This window comes from Pseudomonas baetica, assembly GCF_002813455.1.
GTDB classification, from domain to species: domain Bacteria; phylum Pseudomonadota; class Gammaproteobacteria; order Pseudomonadales; family Pseudomonadaceae; genus Aquipseudomonas; species Aquipseudomonas baetica.
Genome location: NZ_PHHE01000001.1, coordinates 524,782 through 540,272, shown reverse-complemented (window position 1 = coordinate 540,272; position 15,491 = coordinate 524,782). Strand labels below are relative to the sequence as shown.

Annotated in this window: 13 protein-coding genes; all 13 read right to left on the bottom strand. The window is 60.7% G+C overall.

The features are described from left to right. Nucleotides 1–218: 218 nt before the first annotated feature. Genes pseI through rfbF form a run of 13 tightly spaced genes read right to left on the bottom strand, consistent with a single transcriptional unit; the run spans nt 219 to nt 14,846 of the window. Complete coding sequence (gene pseI / locus ATI02_RS02380; protein ID WP_100845338.1) at nt 219–1,271, bottom strand: pseudaminic acid synthase; 1,053 nt, start codon at nt 1,269–1,271, stop codon at nt 219–221. Then, a complete protein-coding gene (gene pseG / locus ATI02_RS02375; protein WP_100845337.1) occupies nt 1,268–2,698 on the bottom strand; it encodes a UDP-2,4-diacetamido-2,4,6-trideoxy-beta-L-altropyranose hydrolase in 1,431 nt (476 codons plus the stop codon). Before pseG ends, pseI begins: the two co-directional genes overlap by 4 nt. After that, the gene (pseF, locus tag ATI02_RS02370; RefSeq protein ID WP_100845336.1) at nt 2,695–3,390 is read right to left on the bottom strand and encodes a pseudaminic acid cytidylyltransferase; all 696 of its coding nucleotides are present in this window, start codon (nt 3,388–3,390) and stop codon (nt 2,695–2,697) included. Before pseF ends, pseG begins: the two co-directional genes overlap by 4 nt. Nucleotides 3,391–3,396: 6 nt before the next feature. Then, the gene (pseC, locus tag ATI02_RS02365) at nt 3,397–4,560 is read right to left on the bottom strand and encodes a UDP-4-amino-4,6-dideoxy-N-acetyl-beta-L-altrosamine transaminase (protein ID WP_100845335.1); all 1,164 of its coding nucleotides are present in this window, start codon (nt 4,558–4,560) and stop codon (nt 3,397–3,399) included. Further along, a complete protein-coding gene (gene pseB, locus ATI02_RS02360) occupies nt 4,557–5,558 on the bottom strand; it encodes a UDP-N-acetylglucosamine 4,6-dehydratase (inverting) (RefSeq protein WP_095191156.1) in 1,002 nt (333 codons plus the stop codon). The genes pseC and pseB overlap by 4 nt, the downstream gene beginning before the upstream one ends. A gap of 23 nt (nt 5,559–5,581) precedes the next feature. Continuing rightward, nucleotides 5,582–8,503 (bottom strand): glycosyltransferase family 2 protein, encoded by a 2,922-nt coding sequence (locus tag ATI02_RS02355; RefSeq protein ID WP_100845334.1) that lies wholly within the window; start codon nt 8,501–8,503, stop codon nt 5,582–5,584. Nucleotides 8,504–8,558: 55 nt separating this feature from the next. Beyond that, nucleotides 8,559–9,296, bottom strand: coding sequence for a cephalosporin hydroxylase family protein (locus ATI02_RS02350; RefSeq protein WP_095191158.1), 738 nt, complete (start codon nt 9,294–9,296; stop codon nt 8,559–8,561). A 17-nt stretch (nt 9,297–9,313) separates the two neighbouring features. Then, nucleotides 9,314–10,384 (bottom strand): class I SAM-dependent methyltransferase, encoded by a 1,071-nt coding sequence (locus ATI02_RS02345; RefSeq protein ID WP_095191159.1) that lies wholly within the window; start codon nt 10,382–10,384, stop codon nt 9,314–9,316. Next, a complete protein-coding gene (locus tag ATI02_RS02340) occupies nt 10,381–11,232 on the bottom strand; it encodes an NAD-dependent epimerase/dehydratase family protein (protein ID WP_100845333.1) in 852 nt (283 codons plus the stop codon). Before ATI02_RS02340 ends, ATI02_RS02345 begins: the two co-directional genes overlap by 4 nt. Continuing rightward, complete coding sequence (locus ATI02_RS02335; protein ID WP_100845332.1) at nt 11,229–12,455, bottom strand: class I SAM-dependent methyltransferase; 1,227 nt, start codon at nt 12,453–12,455, stop codon at nt 11,229–11,231. The genes ATI02_RS02340 and ATI02_RS02335 overlap by 4 nt, the downstream gene beginning before the upstream one ends. After that, nucleotides 12,452–13,012 (bottom strand): dTDP-4-dehydrorhamnose 3,5-epimerase family protein, encoded by a 561-nt coding sequence (locus ATI02_RS02330; RefSeq protein ID WP_095191162.1) that lies wholly within the window; start codon nt 13,010–13,012, stop codon nt 12,452–12,454. The genes ATI02_RS02335 and ATI02_RS02330 overlap by 4 nt, the downstream gene beginning before the upstream one ends. Further along, on the bottom strand, nt 13,009–14,091 hold the full coding sequence (gene rfbG, locus ATI02_RS02325; RefSeq protein WP_095191163.1) for a CDP-glucose 4,6-dehydratase: 1,083 nt from the start codon (nt 14,089–14,091) through the stop codon (nt 13,009–13,011). Before rfbG ends, ATI02_RS02330 begins: the two co-directional genes overlap by 4 nt. Further along, nucleotides 14,073–14,846 carry a glucose-1-phosphate cytidylyltransferase gene (gene rfbF / locus ATI02_RS02320; protein WP_095191164.1) on the bottom strand — a complete coding sequence of 258 codons (774 nt, stop codon included), beginning with the start codon at nt 14,844–14,846 and terminating at the stop codon, nt 14,073–14,075. The genes rfbG and rfbF overlap by 19 nt, the downstream gene beginning before the upstream one ends. Nucleotides 14,847–15,491 lie beyond the last annotated feature (645 nt).

The following is a 15,491-nucleotide window of genomic DNA, read 5'->3' as shown; positions in this document are numbered from 1 at the left end:
CCCAATAAAAAACAGCCCAAGACCACCGCTCGCAAGGATTTGAGGGGCGCCGACAAACAGAAAACGGCCGCCACAACGGGCAGCCACGGGGAGCGCAAAGGGCTATCACTGGAACCAAAAGCGGGCCAGGCGCCATCTCCCCGATCAATACAATACAGTGAAGATGCGCGTTATGACTCGCAGGTCACGCGATTTTGCCGAATCGCTTGCAGATCGGCTTATTCGACCAACGACCAATCCAGCGGCGTGCCGCGCTTGATCGGGCCGCGAGCGTGACGCCCCAGGACTGCATCGGTGTGCTTGGGCGGCAGACCTTTGCCTGGGCGAATGGCGCGCAGATTGTCCCGCGTAAAGAGGTCACCCGCGGCCATGTCGGCGGTAATGTACAGCGAACGGCGATACACCACCGACTTGAGTTCAGCTTCGGTAGCGCCATATTGAACCTGACCCAACGCTTGCCACGCACGTTCGGTTTCCAGCACCAGACTGGCCATTTCTGAAGGCTCCAGCGAGAAACCCGCGTCCACGCCGCCCGCCGAACGGTCTAGGGTGAAATGTTTTTCCACCACCGTCGCGCCCAACGCCACCGCAGCCACCGACACGCCGACGCCCATCGAGTGGTCAGACAGCCCCACCTCGCAACCGAACAGCTCACGCAGATGCGGGATCGTGCGCACGTTGCTATTACGCGGCGTCGCGGGATAAGTACTGGTGCACTTGAGCAACACCAGATCCTTACACCCGGCCTCGCGGGCCGCACGCACGGTTTCATCGAGTTCGGCGATGCTGGCCATGCCGGTGGAAATGATCAGCGGCTTGCCGGTGGCGGCGACACGGCGGATCAACGGCAGATCGGTGTTTTCGAAACTGGCGATCTTGTAGGCAGGCACGTCGAGGCTTTCGAGAAAGTCGACCGCCGTGTCATCGAACGGCGTCGAGAACGCGAGCATCCCCAGCTCTTTGGCGCGAGCGAAAATCGGCGCATGCCAATCCCATGGTGTATGGGCCTTCTCGTACAAGTCATACAAAGAAGTCCCCGCCCACAGACTGCCCGGGTCCTTGATGAAAAACTCGCCCTCGGCCAGATCCAGGGTCATGGTCTCGGCCGTATAGGTTTGCAGCTTCAAGGCATGGGCGCCGGCCTTGGCGGCGGCCTCGACGATTTGCAGGGCCACGTCCAGCGACTGGTTATGGTTGCCGCTCATCTCGGCAATGATGAAGGGCGGCGCGTCGGCACCGATCAGACGGTCGCCAATCTTGAAACTGCTCATGAACGGTGTTCCTTCAAAACCTTGATGAACGCGCAGGCATTCCGGGTGAAGCCGGCGTCGCAAAAAACATTCAATGAAGCGTGATTGCCCGGCAGCACCTGCGCCGTGATGGCGTTCAATTGCGGCCAGTGTGCGGCGGCGAACGACTCGCCACGCGCCAGTAGCGCCCTGCCCCAGCCAAGGCCGCATCGCCCTTCAAACAGATACTGTGAGACTTCGGCTTCAAAGCCGCGCAACTCGTAGCGCAACACACCGACCGGGCCGTCATCAGCCTCGGCGATCAATACCAGGCGCTGTGGATGGTGCAAACGGGTGTTCAGCCCATCACGCAACAGCGGCGTATCGTCCTGCGTCGCCGCACGCACCTTGAGTACCGCACCGGCCAAAGCCGCCGCGACTCGTAATGCGCCGCGACCGTCGACCAGTTGCCGCGAACGCTCCGCCAGGCTCCGACGCAAATACTGATTGCCGGCAACAAAGCCAATTGCATCACGCAACTGCTCGACACTGATCTGCTCGCGCGCGCCCATGAATACATGCGCGCCCGCTGCCGCCATCACCTCGCCATTGACCTGCTGGTTGTTCGACACCGCGATGCAGATCGTCGGCAAACCCAACGCTGCCCGCTCCCAACTGGTGCCGCCGCCGGCGCCGATAAACAGATCGGCCTCGGTCATGCGCTGCTGGAAATCGCTGACAAAACTGTACAGGTGCCAGTTCGGCCGTGTCTCGGCCAGTGCCTGCATCTGCGCCCACGCCGGGTTGTCGGCACCGGCGACGAAGTCCACTTCAAGTTCAGTAAAATCGGCCAACGCCAACATCGCGTGATGGGTCTGCATCGCCGCGTCGAAACCGCCAAAGTTCACCAGCACTCGCCGGGCTTGGGGTTTGATTTCGATCGCCGGGCAATTGAACTCCTCACGCAACATGGCATAGCGCGGGCCGAGCAAAGTACGGCAGCCTTCAGGCAACAACGGCGTGTAGTTTTCGCTGAGGCCGGACAGATTCTGATTGAGCAGCAAATCAACGCTGTAATGCCGTGTCGCCAGATCGTCGACGGCTGCGATGCGCGGCGCCCAACGGCGTGCGGCGGTCTGCCAGTGATGATCGAGGCCGTAATGGTCGGCGATGATCCAGTCGAATTCGGCGTGATCTTCCAGCAGCAAGTCCAGCGCATCGATGTCGGCCTGCCACGGCAGCATCGACTCGATGGCCTGCTGCGGGTCTTCATCGGGGTAGAGATCGGGCAGCGCGAAGGTTTCGAAACCCTCTGCGCGCAATGCATCGAGTCGATGCCCCGGTAACTGCCGACAGGCAAACGCGACATGACTGCCCTGCTTGCGCAGCACCCGCGCCAGCGTCAGGCAGCGGGCGATATGGCCGCTGCCGATGGTGGGCGAGGCGTCGGCGCGAATCAGGATTTTCATAGCAACTCTCCGCCGGCCTTAAGCGCGGCGTAAAGGTATTCGGCACGTTTCCAGTCTTCAGGCGTATCGATGTCCTGCACCAGATGCCGGGGCAAAATCACCGGCAGACTGGCCGACGAGTAGACCACCTCGCCGCGCAACCACGCATCACGCCGCCCCCAGTAAAACTGGCCGGCATCCTGAAACGCTTCGGGCAGATCCTGCGAGCGGGTGTTACGAAACTCCGGGTACAACGCCGTGAGCGCGCCCTGTCCGTCCAGCGTCAATGCACGCTGCACCGGAAAGCCGAAATTGCACACGGAGAAGGTGAAGGACTGGTCTGGATGCTGCTCCAGCAACTCGAATCCCTCGCGCAGATAGCGCGCCTGCAAAAGCGGCGCGGTGGCGTACACGCAGCAGGCGTAATCGAAGCTCGGCAGTCGCTGCAAGGCATGCACGATCACGGCGGCGGTGCCGGTAAAATCATCGGCCAGCTCCGCCGGGCGCAGGAACGGCACCTGCGCGCCATGAGCTCGCGCAACGTCGGCAATCTCTGCGTCATCGGTGCTGACCACGACCTGATCAAACAGGCCTGAATCCAACGCAGTGCGGATCGAACGGACAATCATCGGCACGCCGTCAAACAGCGCAAGATTCTTGCGCGGGATGCGTTTGCTGCCCCCACGGGCCGGGATGATTGCAACGTTGCTCATCGTGTCCTATTCCTCAACAAGCAGTCTTCGCAACTGCTCGACCACATGATCCTGTTGCTCATCGCTCAGCAGCGGAAACATCGGCAGGCTGATCGCTTCGCTGTAATAGCGTTCGGCTTCAGGGAAGTCACCCTCGGCGAAACCGAGCGCTTGATAGTAGGGCTGTAAATGCACGGGAATATAGTGCAGATTCACGCCAATGCCGGCCGCACGCAAGCCTTCGAACACCTGCCGGTGACTGAGATTGATGCGATCGGTCTGTAAACGAATCACGTATAAATGCCACGCCGACTCCGCGTCGGGTTGGGCGCTCGGCAGCGTCACCGGCAAGTACGCCAGCAGTCGGTCGTAACGCGCCGCCAATTCGCGGCGGCGCGCAATGAAATCGTCCAGTTTGCCAAGCTGCGACAAGCCTAGTGCGGCTTGCAGATCGGTGATCCGGTAATTGAAGCCCAACACGATCTGCTGGTAATACCAGGGGCCATGGCTGGCTTCGGTCATCTGTTGCGGATCGCGAGTCATGCCGTGGCTGCGCAAGCGTTGCAGGCGTTCCGCCAGCGCTGGGCGGTTGGTCAGCACCATGCCACCCTCGGCGCTGGTGATGATCTTCACCGGGTGGAAACTGAAGACGGTCATCGCCGCAAATTCACCGCAACCGACCGGACGTCCGGCATAGCTGGCGCCCACGGCGTGCGAGGCATCTTCGATCACGGTGAAGTTGTAGCGCTCGGCCAGTTCGCCGATCTTGCGCATATCGCAGCTCTGCCCGGAAAAAGCCACCGCCACCAGTACCTTTGGCAAAGTACTGTCCTGCTCGGCCTGATCCAGCTTCGCTGCCAACGCAAATGAATCGAGGTTCCACGTCAGCGGATCAATGTCGACGAAATCGACATCTGCGCCACAGTAACGCCCGCAATTGGCCGAGGCCAGAAACGTGTTCGGCGTCGTCCACAAGCGATCCCCGGGGCCAAGCCCAGCCGCCAGACAGGCAATGTGCAGCGCTGCTGTGGCGTTGCACACCGCTACGGCGAAATCCGCCTGGCAGCGCTCGGCCATGGCCTGCTCGAAGCGCTCGATGGTCGGCCCTTGGGTCAGCCAGTCGGACTGCAACACGTCGACAACGGCATCGATGTCCGACTGATCAAGGCTCTGCCGACCGTAGGGAATCATGTCGAGAGCTTCGCGTGCAGCTCGGCGATCTGCCCGACCGAGAGATAGTGCGCATTGGTGTCGGAGCGATATTCAAAGTCCTCACTCACCGGCCGCCCCTGCTCGCCCAGTTTGTCGACAGCGAAATCGACATCAATGCTGGTGAAGCGAATCGACGGCTGGATGGTGTAGTGATCCTCGAATTCAAGGGTCATCCGCGCATCGTCCAGCGGCACCATCAACTCATGAAGTTTTTCCCCCGGACGGATGCCGACGTTCTTGTGCGGCAGATGCTCAGCCATGCCCCGGGCCAGATCGACGATGCGAATCGACGGAATCTTCGGCACGAACACCTCGCCACCGTGCATGCGCGCAAAGCTGTCGAGTACGAACTGCACGCCGTGATCCAGCGTGATCCAGAACCGCGTCATGCGCTCGTCGGTGATCGGCAACTCCGTAGCGCCATCGGCAATCAGCTTGCTGAAAAACGGCACCACCGAGCCACGCGAGCCGGCGACGTTGCCGTAGCGCACCACGGCAAAACGGGTTTGCTGTTCACCGGCAATGTTGTTGGCAGCAACGAACAATTTGTCCGACAGCAACTTGGTTGCGCCGTACAGATTGATCGGGCTGGCAGCCTTGTCGGTAGACAGCGCGACGACTTTCTTCACGCCGTTATCGATGGCCGCCGCGATGATATTTTCTGCGCCATTGACGTTGGTGCGGATGCATTCGGTCGGGTTGTACTCCGCCGCCGGCACCTGTTTCAAGGCCGCAGCATGCACCACGTAGTCGATGCCGCGCATGGCCTGACGCAAACGGTCAGCGTCACGCACGTCACCGATGAAGTAACGCATGCACGGCGCGTTGAACGTCTGCTGCATTTCGTACTGCTTAAGCTCATCGCGCGAGAACACCACCACCCGTTTGGGCTGGTATTGCTCCAGCAGGCGGCGGATGAAATTGCGCCCGAACGAGCCGGTGCCGCCGGAGATGAAAATCGATTGACCGTTGAACATGTGCTGATTCCTGTCCGGCGGACTTAAGCGAGCAACTGCGACCAATGGAGCGGAGTATTTTCAGCCAGGGTGTAGCTTTCGCCGGTGAGAGCCAGGTTGGCGTTGTAAGCCGGATCCTGGGCGAAAGCGCCGCTCCACTTCTCACGCAATGCCGCCAGCGCCTCAGGGGCTTGCGGCTGCACGCCGTCATGCAGCACCTGCACCAATGGCGTCCATACCGTGAGGTAACCGGCCTGACCGGCCTTGAGGCACAGATCGACATCGCTGAAGCCGTTGGCGAAGGTCACTTCGTCCAGACCGCCAACGGCGTTGAACAGTTCTTTACGCACCATCAGGCAAACTTTCGACACGGCCGAATAATTCTGCTCGACCGCCAGGCGCTGCATGTAACCCTTGTGGTTGTGTTTTTCGCCGACAAAGGCTGAGCCGACGCCACCGTTCAAGCCGAGAATCAGACCGGCGTGGGTAATCTTGCCGTCGCGTCCCACCAGTTTGGCACCAACGATACCGACTTCCGGACGTTGGGCATGGTTGAGCAGCGAGTCGACCCAGTTCGGGTTGACGACTTCACTGTCAGCGGCCAGCAATACCAGATAGTCACCCTGAGCCTGCTCGCTGGCGGCGTTGTACAGCGCGACTTCGCCAAGCGGCTGATCGGCACGCAGCACATTCACCTTTGGATGGCGCAACGTGCCCAGCCAATCGTTGACCGCCGCCGACTGATTCGGGTTGGCAGCCAGCAACACTTCAAAACGGCTATAGCGGGTTCTGAGCAGCACGCCGTCCAGGCAGCGGCGCAACACCTGCAGATCGTCGATCACAGGCAGGATGATCGAAACCATTGGCTGTTCGGTGTGGCGGTAATCGACCTGCCAGGTACCCGGCAGATTCGAGGTGACCTTGGCCTTGTAACCGCGATTGCCCAAATGACGCAGCAACGCCTGACGCTCGTGGTCGTTCTCTTCCAGCTCCGTTGCCTGGGTGATCAGCAGCGGCTCATCGAGATGCGCCAGACCGTCGAGGCCACCCTGTTCGATGATGCGCAGCAGCAGATCGAACTCGAGCGCCTTGCTGAAATCGGCCTGATAACCACCGACCTCCAGCAGAACATCGCGACGCACCAGCCAATGGCGTGCCATCAACGACGGAACGCTTTGCAACAGATCCAGATTGAAACCGGGACGGAACACATCAACCAGCGCGCCACCGTCCTTGCGCTGAATTTCATCGCTGGCCACTGCGCGCACGCCTTCGGACGAAAGCAATTCAAGGCTGGCGCGCAGCAGACCACTGGCGGTGAACTCATCACCCGCCCGAGCCAGCAGCAACCAATCGCACGGGGATTGCGCGGCGCTCTGGTTGAGCTTGTCGACATAGTTGCCCGGGGTGACGCGGACAAAGTGCAGGGTGTTTTGCGCAGTGGTCGCCGCCGGCGCTTCGCCGGTGGTGAACACGACAATCTTGAATGACTTGCATTGCCCTTCGAGCAGGCTGTCGAGCGAGACCTGCAACTTGTCGATGTCGTTGTCCAGATCCAGCAGGAACACGCCGAACTGCGGGCCGCCGCCATTGGCCGCCAGGCGCTCGGCAATCGCTTTGCCCTGTTGTTCGGCAGGCGCGCGGGTCGCCAGCCACTTGAGCAGGCGACCGGACTGCATGTTGTCGAACATCGCTTGCTGATCATCGACGGTCAGTGCTTCAAGGCGGGCCAACCATTCGTTCATGGCTTGCGCCGCTTCGTCGTCGCCCAAGCCCAAGGTGTCCAGTTGCGCGGCGAGACGCTTGACCAGGGTCTGGTTGAACGCATTGAGGTCATGGGCCTGCCACAAACGGTCGACCACACTTTCCGGCGTATCGTTGTTGCGCGCCTGCAACAGATGCGCCTGACGGGTCCAGATACCTTCGAGCCCTTCCAGTTGAAGGCGTCCGGCCGGCATGGTGTGCAGCATGAACTCGAACTGCTCCAGGCGGTCGAAGAACGCCTGATTGTAGAACGGCATTTCGACGTACTGCAGCGGGCCGAAACGACGATCCGGGACCTTCGTCTCCTGATTCCAGGAAGACTCGAAAATCAGCTCCGCGGTCAGCGCGCGCCGGGATTTCAGGCTGTCGGCCATCGCTTCAAAACTTTCCAGGGCAAACGCCTTGGCCTGTTTTGCATCCAGCCCTTCGATGGCGGTCGGCAACGAAACGAGGAATTCGGCAAACGCTTCGCGCTCGGCGCGCGATTTGCCGTCGACATAGGTCAGCGAGTGATACACATCGGTGTTGTGCTCGGAGACGCCATAGTTGATCTCGCGCACCACGTAAGGCATCGGCAGAATGCGTGCCTTGGCGCTGGCCAGCAGGAAGTAGACGTGGCCGATTTCCTGCCATTGAAAGTTGGTGCCCGGCGGCAAGGCCGAATGCCAGGTTTTCATCAAGTCGGTACGGGTCACCGCATAAAACGGCGGGATGTACTGGCTCATGTAGTCAATGACCCGATCCTGCGCCCGCTCGGCGCAATAGTCTTCCTGGACCTTCTTGTCGCGGCGGAAGTAGCTCACGCTATTGGCCTGCGTCAGGTACATCAGGCAATAACCGTGGCACATGCCGTAATCCTGGTTGGCTTGCAGGAAGCCGACGGACTCGACGAGCGAGTCGTGCAGGATGAAATCGTCATCGGCCGCCAGCACCATGTACGGCGTGGTCAGTTGCTCCACGCCGTAGGCCAGTTTGGCTTGCATGCCCCAGTAAGCGAACTGCGGCACATGGTGGTAATCGACCGCAGAAAAATCGCCTTCCGGCCGCTCGGGTGTGGAATCCAGAACCATGATTGTGCAGGGCAAGCTGCTGTAGTACTTCACGGCCCGACGCAAAAACGCCGGCCGATTGTGCGTAATCAGTACCACGGTCAACAGCTCATTGAGCGGCAGCGCTGGTTCAGAACTGTACTTGCCTTGCATAACTTCTCTCCACAACCGGCGACTCGCCGAAATAACGCTTTGGTGATGTTGCGTATTAACGAACGCGACGCAGATAGCCGTCCGGCGCCACGGTGATCAGCAGCTTGTTTTGCAGCTGCTGGTCGATCTCGAAATCCTTGTTCTCTTCCAGGTACTTCCACACTGCGGTTTTCGGGTTATCGCCCGGGCCCCACGGGCGATCCGGGAAGAAGTCGGCCGGCATGTCTTCAACCACGGTGTCCATGACCACGCAGTAGCTGTCGACTGACACCAGCGGTGCGTACAGACGCAGCTCTTCGAGGACGTGATCGTGGGTATGGTTGGAGTCGAGCACCAGGATGACTTTCTTGCCCTTGGCTAAGGCTTGCACCTGAGCAGCAATGCCCGCATCGATGCTCGAACCTTCGATCATCTTGATGCGCTTGGCCATCGGGTGGCTTTCGATCGCTTCACGGTTGTGCGGGCGAATATCGAGGTCGATACCCAGCACTTCGCCGTGGCCTTGCAGCTCCAGCAACGAGGCGTAGTAGATGATCGAACCGCCGTGGGCGATGCCGCACTCGATGACCAGATCGGGCTTGACCTGCCAGATGATCTCCTGCATCGCCATCATGTCTTGCGGCAGCTGAATGATCGGACGGCCCATCCACGAGAAGTGGTAGCTGTACTTGTGTTTGGCCGATTCGTTGAAGAAATCACGGGCCAGGCCGGTGAGTTTCTGATCGTCACCCTGCTGGGCGATCTGCTCGCGGCATTCGGCTTCAAAGGCTTGGTTGATGCTGTTGTCGGTCATGTTCAAAGTCTCAATGGTCACTGGAACGAAGCGCTATCGACGGCGTGATAGACGTAGCGTCCACCGGTCATCCGCTTGATTTCTTCGAGGTAATTGGAGTTCATCACAAACAGGTTGGCGCCTTCGGGCAACGCATCCATGGCCTCTTGCGGCGAGGACACCCGGGCACCGCTCAACGGCAGATAACGCCCTTGCTTGGCCGGGTTGATATCCACCACGCGATCCACCGCCACGCCGGCGCGTTGCAGGAACAGCGAATAGATAACGCCTTTGGAGGACGCGCCCCAGATGGCCGAACCTTGCTCGGGCGCGGCCTGAATGATCTGCACCGCGCGGTCGAGGCTGGCGGTGAAACCTTCAGGCAGCGTCAGGCGTGGCACCGGTTGCTCCGGCGTCAGGCGCAACGTCGCAAGGTCGGCGACGATGTACAGGTATTGGCCACCGAACAGATGGCCAGCCTCGTGCACCGTGCCGAACATGCGGCGCAGGTCATCGAGGCGGAAATAATTGACGTGCTCGTAGAACAGGTCGAACCAGGCCTTGTGCTCAAGGATCCAGTCCAGGCACGGCACTTCGATGTAGATCTGCCCGCCCTGATTGGCTTCGGCAATCACCGAGAGGAAGCTCACCGGGTCCTCGATGTGCTCCAGCACGTGGCGCAGCACGATGGCGTCCGCCGCCAGGCCAAGCCCGCGAGTGAACGGTGCCTTGATCACGTCGGCATTCTCGCCCTCGTAAGCCGGATCAATGCCGGTAATCGAGTAGCCGAGGCCTTTGAGCAACTCCAGGAAATAGCCCTTGCCGCAGCCGACTTCGATCAGCTCCTGGCCTTTGAAGTGCTTGGCGATGATCCCTTCAACGTCGCTCAGGTGTTTCTGGAACTGGCCGGAATGCGCCTGCTCGTTCTGATAGTCGGCGTCGTAGCTGAGCTTGTCGGCGTCGAACGCGGCGTTGAAGATCAAACCGCTACGCTCGTCCTGCACCAGCAACATGTCGGCGCTGGCCGAGGCTTGCGCCGATTCGGCATCGGCAAAAGTGCGGTTTTGCAGGACCGGCAGGTCGGTGACCCGATACAACTCGTGCCTCATTGCGGCTCTCCCAATAACTGTTGCAAACGCTCGGTCACCGCCCAGAACGCCAGCGGTTCGTGGGTCGGGTATGGGTAGTGGCCGAGGTTCAATTCGATGAACTTGCCGCGTTCACGCAGGCGTTGTTCGACCAGCGCGCGCACCGATACCGGTTGGCCGCTGGCGCAATTGATCACGCCGTCAAAGTCGCGTTGATGCAGGATCGTCGCGAGGTAATCGGCTGCGGTGTTGATCGGCAAAAAGTCGCGCAACTGCTCACCCGCCGACATGTTGAACACCGCGTCACCGGTATCGATCGCCCGGTCCAGCGCCGCCAACAGGCTGTTGGGGTTCTGCCCTTCGCCATGCAGATAGAACAACCGCGCCCACTGCAACGTGAACGGATGCTCCTGCTGCAAGTTTTGCAAAAACAGCTGCAAGGTGTGTTTGGCCAGGCCGTATGGATTACTCGGCTGTGGTTTAGTCTGTTCACTGAGCGGGCCGCTTTGCATGCCGTACTCGAAGCAGGTGCCGGTCACCAGAACTTGCTTCACGCCCGCCTCGACCGCGCCTTTGATAAAGCGATAGTCGGCCATCAGGTTGTGTTCGAAATGGAACAGCGCCCGATAGTTCGGCAAGCCCGGCCAAGCCAGATGCGCCAGCGCATCGACACCCTCAGTCAACGCGACAGCATCCAGATCGTGCGCGTGAATATCCGCTGCGATGAACTCGACGTCGTTGATCCACGGCATGCCTTGCGCGGTTTCTGCGTTACGCGCCACCGCACGAACGGCGCAGCCGCGTGCCAGCAATGCGCCGACCAGATGCCGACCGACGAAGCCCGTAGCGCCGGTTACGAGGACTTTCACAGCACGTTCAACTCAGGCACGGCGATCACGAAGCGGCCGTCCCACTGACGCACTTGCGCCAGTTGCTGACTGACTTCGTGCAGCAGGTTCCACGGCAGCACCAGCACATAGTCCGGTTTCTCGATATCGATCTGCGCCGGCGCGACAATCGGGATGCGGCTGCCCGGCAGAAACTTGCCTTGCTTGTGCGGGTTGGCATCAGCCACCCACGCCAGCAAGTCGGGTTTGACCCCGGCGAAGTTGAGCAAGGTGTTGCCCTTCGCGGCGGCGCCGTAGCCGACCACGCGTTTGCCGTCAGCCTTGGCCTGCAACAGGAAGCGCAGCAGATCGTGCTTGATGCGTTCGGCGGCAGGCGCGAGGGTCGCGTAGTACTCGGCGGTTTTAACCCCGGCATCGAGTTCGGCCTGCAACTGTTGCTGCACCGAAGATTGAACTGCGCGCCGCTCACCGTCCTTGCGCTGGACGAACACGCGCAGCGATCCGCCGTGAGTGCTCAACTGGCTGACGTCGAAGACTTCCAGACCGTTGCGCTCGCACAGGATCTGCACGGCAGTCAGCGACAGATAGGAATAGTGCTCGTGATACAGCGTGTCGAACTGCGCGCCGGCCATCAGCGTCAGCAGTTGCGGAAATTCGAACGTGGCCACACCGGCAGGCTTGAGCAGTGCTGCGAAACCACCCAGGAAATCGTTGATGTCCGGCACATGCGCGAGCACATTGTTGGCGGCCATCAGGTCAGCGCCCCAGCCTTCGCTTTTCAGCTGCGCAGCGGTGTCGCGACCGAAGAACAGTTCACGAATTTCCAGACCTTTTTCCCGCGCCGCTTGCGCGGTGCTGCGGGTCGGCTCGACGCCCAGGCACGGAATGCCGCGACCGGCGACGTACTGCAGCAGGTAACCGTCGTTGGCGGCAACTTCGACCACGCGGCTGTCAGCCGTCAGGCCAAAACGCTCGACCATCTCGGCGACATAGCGCTCGGCATGCGCCAGCCAGGTGCTGGAAAACGAACTGAAGTAGGCGTATTCAGCGTCGAACAAGCTGTCGGCGCGAGTGTAATCCTCGGTCTGCACCAACCAGCATTGCTGGCACACGGCGACTTTCAGCGGCACCCATTGTTCGGCCTGCTCCAGTCGATCGGCGTGCACGTAGGCATTGGACGGTGGCGAGGTGCCGAGGTCGATCAGCGGCAGGCTCAGCGGTGCGGCGCACCCACGGCAGTTCATAGACGCACTCCAGCAAAGTGTTGATCAAGCGCGGAATGGCTGGAATCGCGCGCTGACAAATTATTGACAGGCAACGGCCAGGCAATCGCCAGCCGTGGATCGTTCACCGACAGACCGCCCTCGTGCTCTGGCGCGTAATCGGCGCTGTGCAGGTAAAGCAATTCGGCGTCTTCGGTCAGCGTCTGGAAACCGTGGGCGAACCCGGCCGGGATCAACAGACTGCGACCGTCGCCGGCCTTGAGATGCTCGGCGTGCCATTGCAAGAAGGTCGCGGAGTCCGGACGCAGATCGACCGCCACGTCCCACACCTCACCGCGCAGGCAGGTGATCAGTTTGGCTTCCGGCGCATTCGCGTTTTGATAATGCAGACCGCGCACGCTGCCCTTCTCGCGGGTGCAGGAATGGTTGATCTGACGGATATGAAATTCGCTGCCGAACGCACTCAGACTGCCTTCACAGAACAGCCGGGCGAAGTGCCCGCGCTGATCTTCGAAACGCTTGTGCTGGACGCTGAACAGTCCGGCCAGCGGCAATGCTTTCAGGGAAAACTCGCTCACAGCGCGCCTCGGTACAGGTTCAATTGGCCGAGGGTCACACGGCGCATGTCATCGCCGTTCTGCCACGCCAGATGCCAGTCGAGGGTCTGGGTCAGGCACTGCTGCAAGGTCCAGCGCGGCTGCCAGCCGAGTACCTGACGGGCGCGGCTACTGTCGAGGCGCAACAGACCCGCCTCGTGCAGTTCGCTTTTTTCGATGCGCAAACCGCGCGCCTGTGGCCAGCGACTGGCGAGCAGCTCGACCACTTCGCCGACGCTGCACATGTCGGCCTCGCCCGGCCCGAAGTTCCACGCACCGGCGTATTGCGGGCCTTGTTCGTAGAGGCCGGCAGCCAGTTGCAGATAACCGGCCAGCGGCTCCAGCGCGTGCTGCCACGGGCGCACGGCTTGCGGGTAACGCAGGGTTACCGGCTCGTCCGCAGTCCAGGCTTTCAGCACGTCGGGAATCAAGCGCTCAGGCGCAAAATCACCGCCGCCCAAAACGTTGCCGGCACGCGCCGTGGCCAGGGCCAGGCCGTGTTCAGCGTACTTGTCCGCCGGGAAAAACGACGCGGCGTAAGACTGCGCCAACAGTTCACAGCAAGCCTTGCTGCTGCTGTACGGATCGTGACCACCGAGGGCTTCGTCTTCACGGTACGGCCACAGCCATTCCTTGTTGGCGTAGACCTTGTCGGTGGTCACCAGCACGCAGGCGCGCACGCAACCGACCTGACGAATCGCTTCAAGCAGATTCAGCGTGCCCATCACGTTGCTGGAATACGTACCGAGCGGATCGCGATAGCCTTCACGCACCAGCGGCTGGGCCGCCAGATGCAGGACGATTTCCGGCTCGGTGTCGGCGATGATTTCCAGCAAGGCGCCGAGATCACGCAGATCGCCACGCTGATCGTTGATGCCTTCATGGACTCGCGCCAGTTCGAACAGGCTCGGTTCGGTCGACGGATCGAGGGAAAAACCGCTGACTTGCGCGCCGAGGCTTTGCAGCCACAGGGTCAGCCAACTGCCCTTGAAACCCGTATGACCGGTGACCAGCACACGCTTGCCACGCCAGAAATCCGCACTCAGGCCCATTGCTTCCATGGGGCCTCCCCGCTCATCCACAGCGCTTCGAGATGGTTCTTGTCACGCAGGGTGTCCATCGGGTGCCAGAAGCCTTCGTGCTCGAAAGCTTTCAGTTGTTCGTCCTGCGCCAGACGCGCCAGCGGCTCGGCTTCCCAAGTGGTGGCGTCATCGGTGATATACGTCAGCACTTTGGGCGAGAGCACAAAGAAACCGCCGTTGATCCAGCCACCGTCGCCACGTGGTTTTTCGGTGAAACCAAGCACCTGATCGCCTTGGCGCTCAAGGGCCCCGTAACGACCCGGCGGTTGCACGGCGGTGACGGTCGCGAGGCGGCCGTGAGCTTTGTGGTAATCCACCAGTTGAGCGATGTTTATGTCAGAAACGCCGTCGCCATAAGTGAAGCAAAACGCTTCTTCGTCCTGGAGGTAACGGGCAGCGCGCAGAAGACGGCCACCGGTCATGGTTTCCTCGCCGGTGTCGATGAGCGTGACGCTCCAAGGCTCGCTGTAGTTCTGATGCACGTCCATGCGGTTTTCGCGCATGTTGAAGGTGACGTCAGAGGTATGCAGGAAGTAGTTGGCGAAGAAGTCCTTGATCGCGTACCCCTTGTAGCCCAGGCAAATCACGAAGTCGTGAATTCCGTGAGCGGAATACTGCTTCATGATGTGCCAGAGAATTGGCTTGCCGCCGATCTCGATCATTGGCTTGGGCTTGAGGTGCGACTCTTCACTGATGCGCGTGCCGAGGCCACCCGCCAAAATAACTGCCTTCATCGTCTCCCCTCTCGTTCGTCACCGGGCTGCGTGCAGCTTGCTTGAGCTGTGCAGGCCTTCTGGCTAAACCTTTTGCCGCAGCGGGCGCCGGCGGGATGACCGCGAGCGCTCGTTTTATGGCGATTTGCGGTGGACTTGCAGGAAACGCGCCAGCTCCATAACCCCTGCCCCCACCACTCAACAGGATGAGCGTTAGTTTAGTTGCAGCTCTCCCACAGTTGGATCGCGACAGCCTGACAGAACCTGATCGACTGTCAGGCCGCCATCGCCAGCAGGCTGGCTCCTACCGTTCAGAGCTGTGTAAGACCCAAGCGGCGAAGCCGCCCCACCCAACACAATGAGCGTTAGCTCGAGTACCGCTTTTGATCTTCACCAACCAACACAATGAGCGCCAGCTCGAGTACCGCTCTTGATCTTCACCACTCAACACAATGAGCGTTAGCTCGAGTGCAGCTTTTGACCTTGAAAGGCCCGTCGGCAGGCTGAGTGGAGGGATTGATCCGGGGGTGGGAGCGCAGCGACCGCTTGGCGAAGCCAAGCACATCGAGAGGAGGTGCAGCGAAGCAAACCGGAGGCGATGCGCCCGGATCAATCCCGGAGCGAAGGAACCCCGAGCCCCAGCGAGGGGCCGAACGTCAGGGTAAA

Coding starts and splice junctions, on each gene's coding strand:
- pseI (WP_100845338.1), bottom strand. CDS start 1,271: ATGAGCAGTTTCAAGATTGGCGACCGTCTGATCGGTGCCGACGCGCCG.
- pseG (WP_100845337.1), bottom strand. CDS start 2,698: ATGAAAATCCTGATTCGCGCCGACGCCTCGCCCACCATCGGCAGCGGC.
- pseF (WP_100845336.1), bottom strand. CDS start 3,390: ATGAGCAACGTTGCAATCATCCCGGCCCGTGGGGGCAGCAAACGCATC.
- pseC (WP_100845335.1), bottom strand. CDS start 4,560: ATGATTCCCTACGGTCGGCAGAGCCTTGATCAGTCGGACATCGATGCC.
- pseB (WP_095191156.1), bottom strand. CDS start 5,558: ATGTTCAACGGTCAATCGATTTTCATCTCCGGCGGCACCGGCTCGTTC.
- ATI02_RS02355 (WP_100845334.1), bottom strand. CDS start 8,503: ATGCAAGGCAAGTACAGTTCTGAACCAGCGCTGCCGCTCAATGAGCTG.
- ATI02_RS02350 (WP_095191158.1), bottom strand. CDS start 9,296: ATGACCGACAACAGCATCAACCAAGCCTTTGAAGCCGAATGCCGCGAG.
- ATI02_RS02345 (WP_095191159.1), bottom strand. CDS start 10,384: ATGAGGCACGAGTTGTATCGGGTCACCGACCTGCCGGTCCTGCAAAAC.
- ATI02_RS02335 (WP_100845332.1), bottom strand. CDS start 12,455: ATGAACTGCCGTGGGTGCGCCGCACCGCTGAGCCTGCCGCTGATCGAC.
- rfbG (WP_095191163.1), bottom strand. CDS start 14,091: ATGGAAGCAATGGGCCTGAGTGCGGATTTCTGGCGTGGCAAGCGTGTG.
- rfbF (WP_095191164.1), bottom strand. CDS start 14,846: ATGAAGGCAGTTATTTTGGCGGGTGGCCTCGGCACGCGCATCAGTGAA.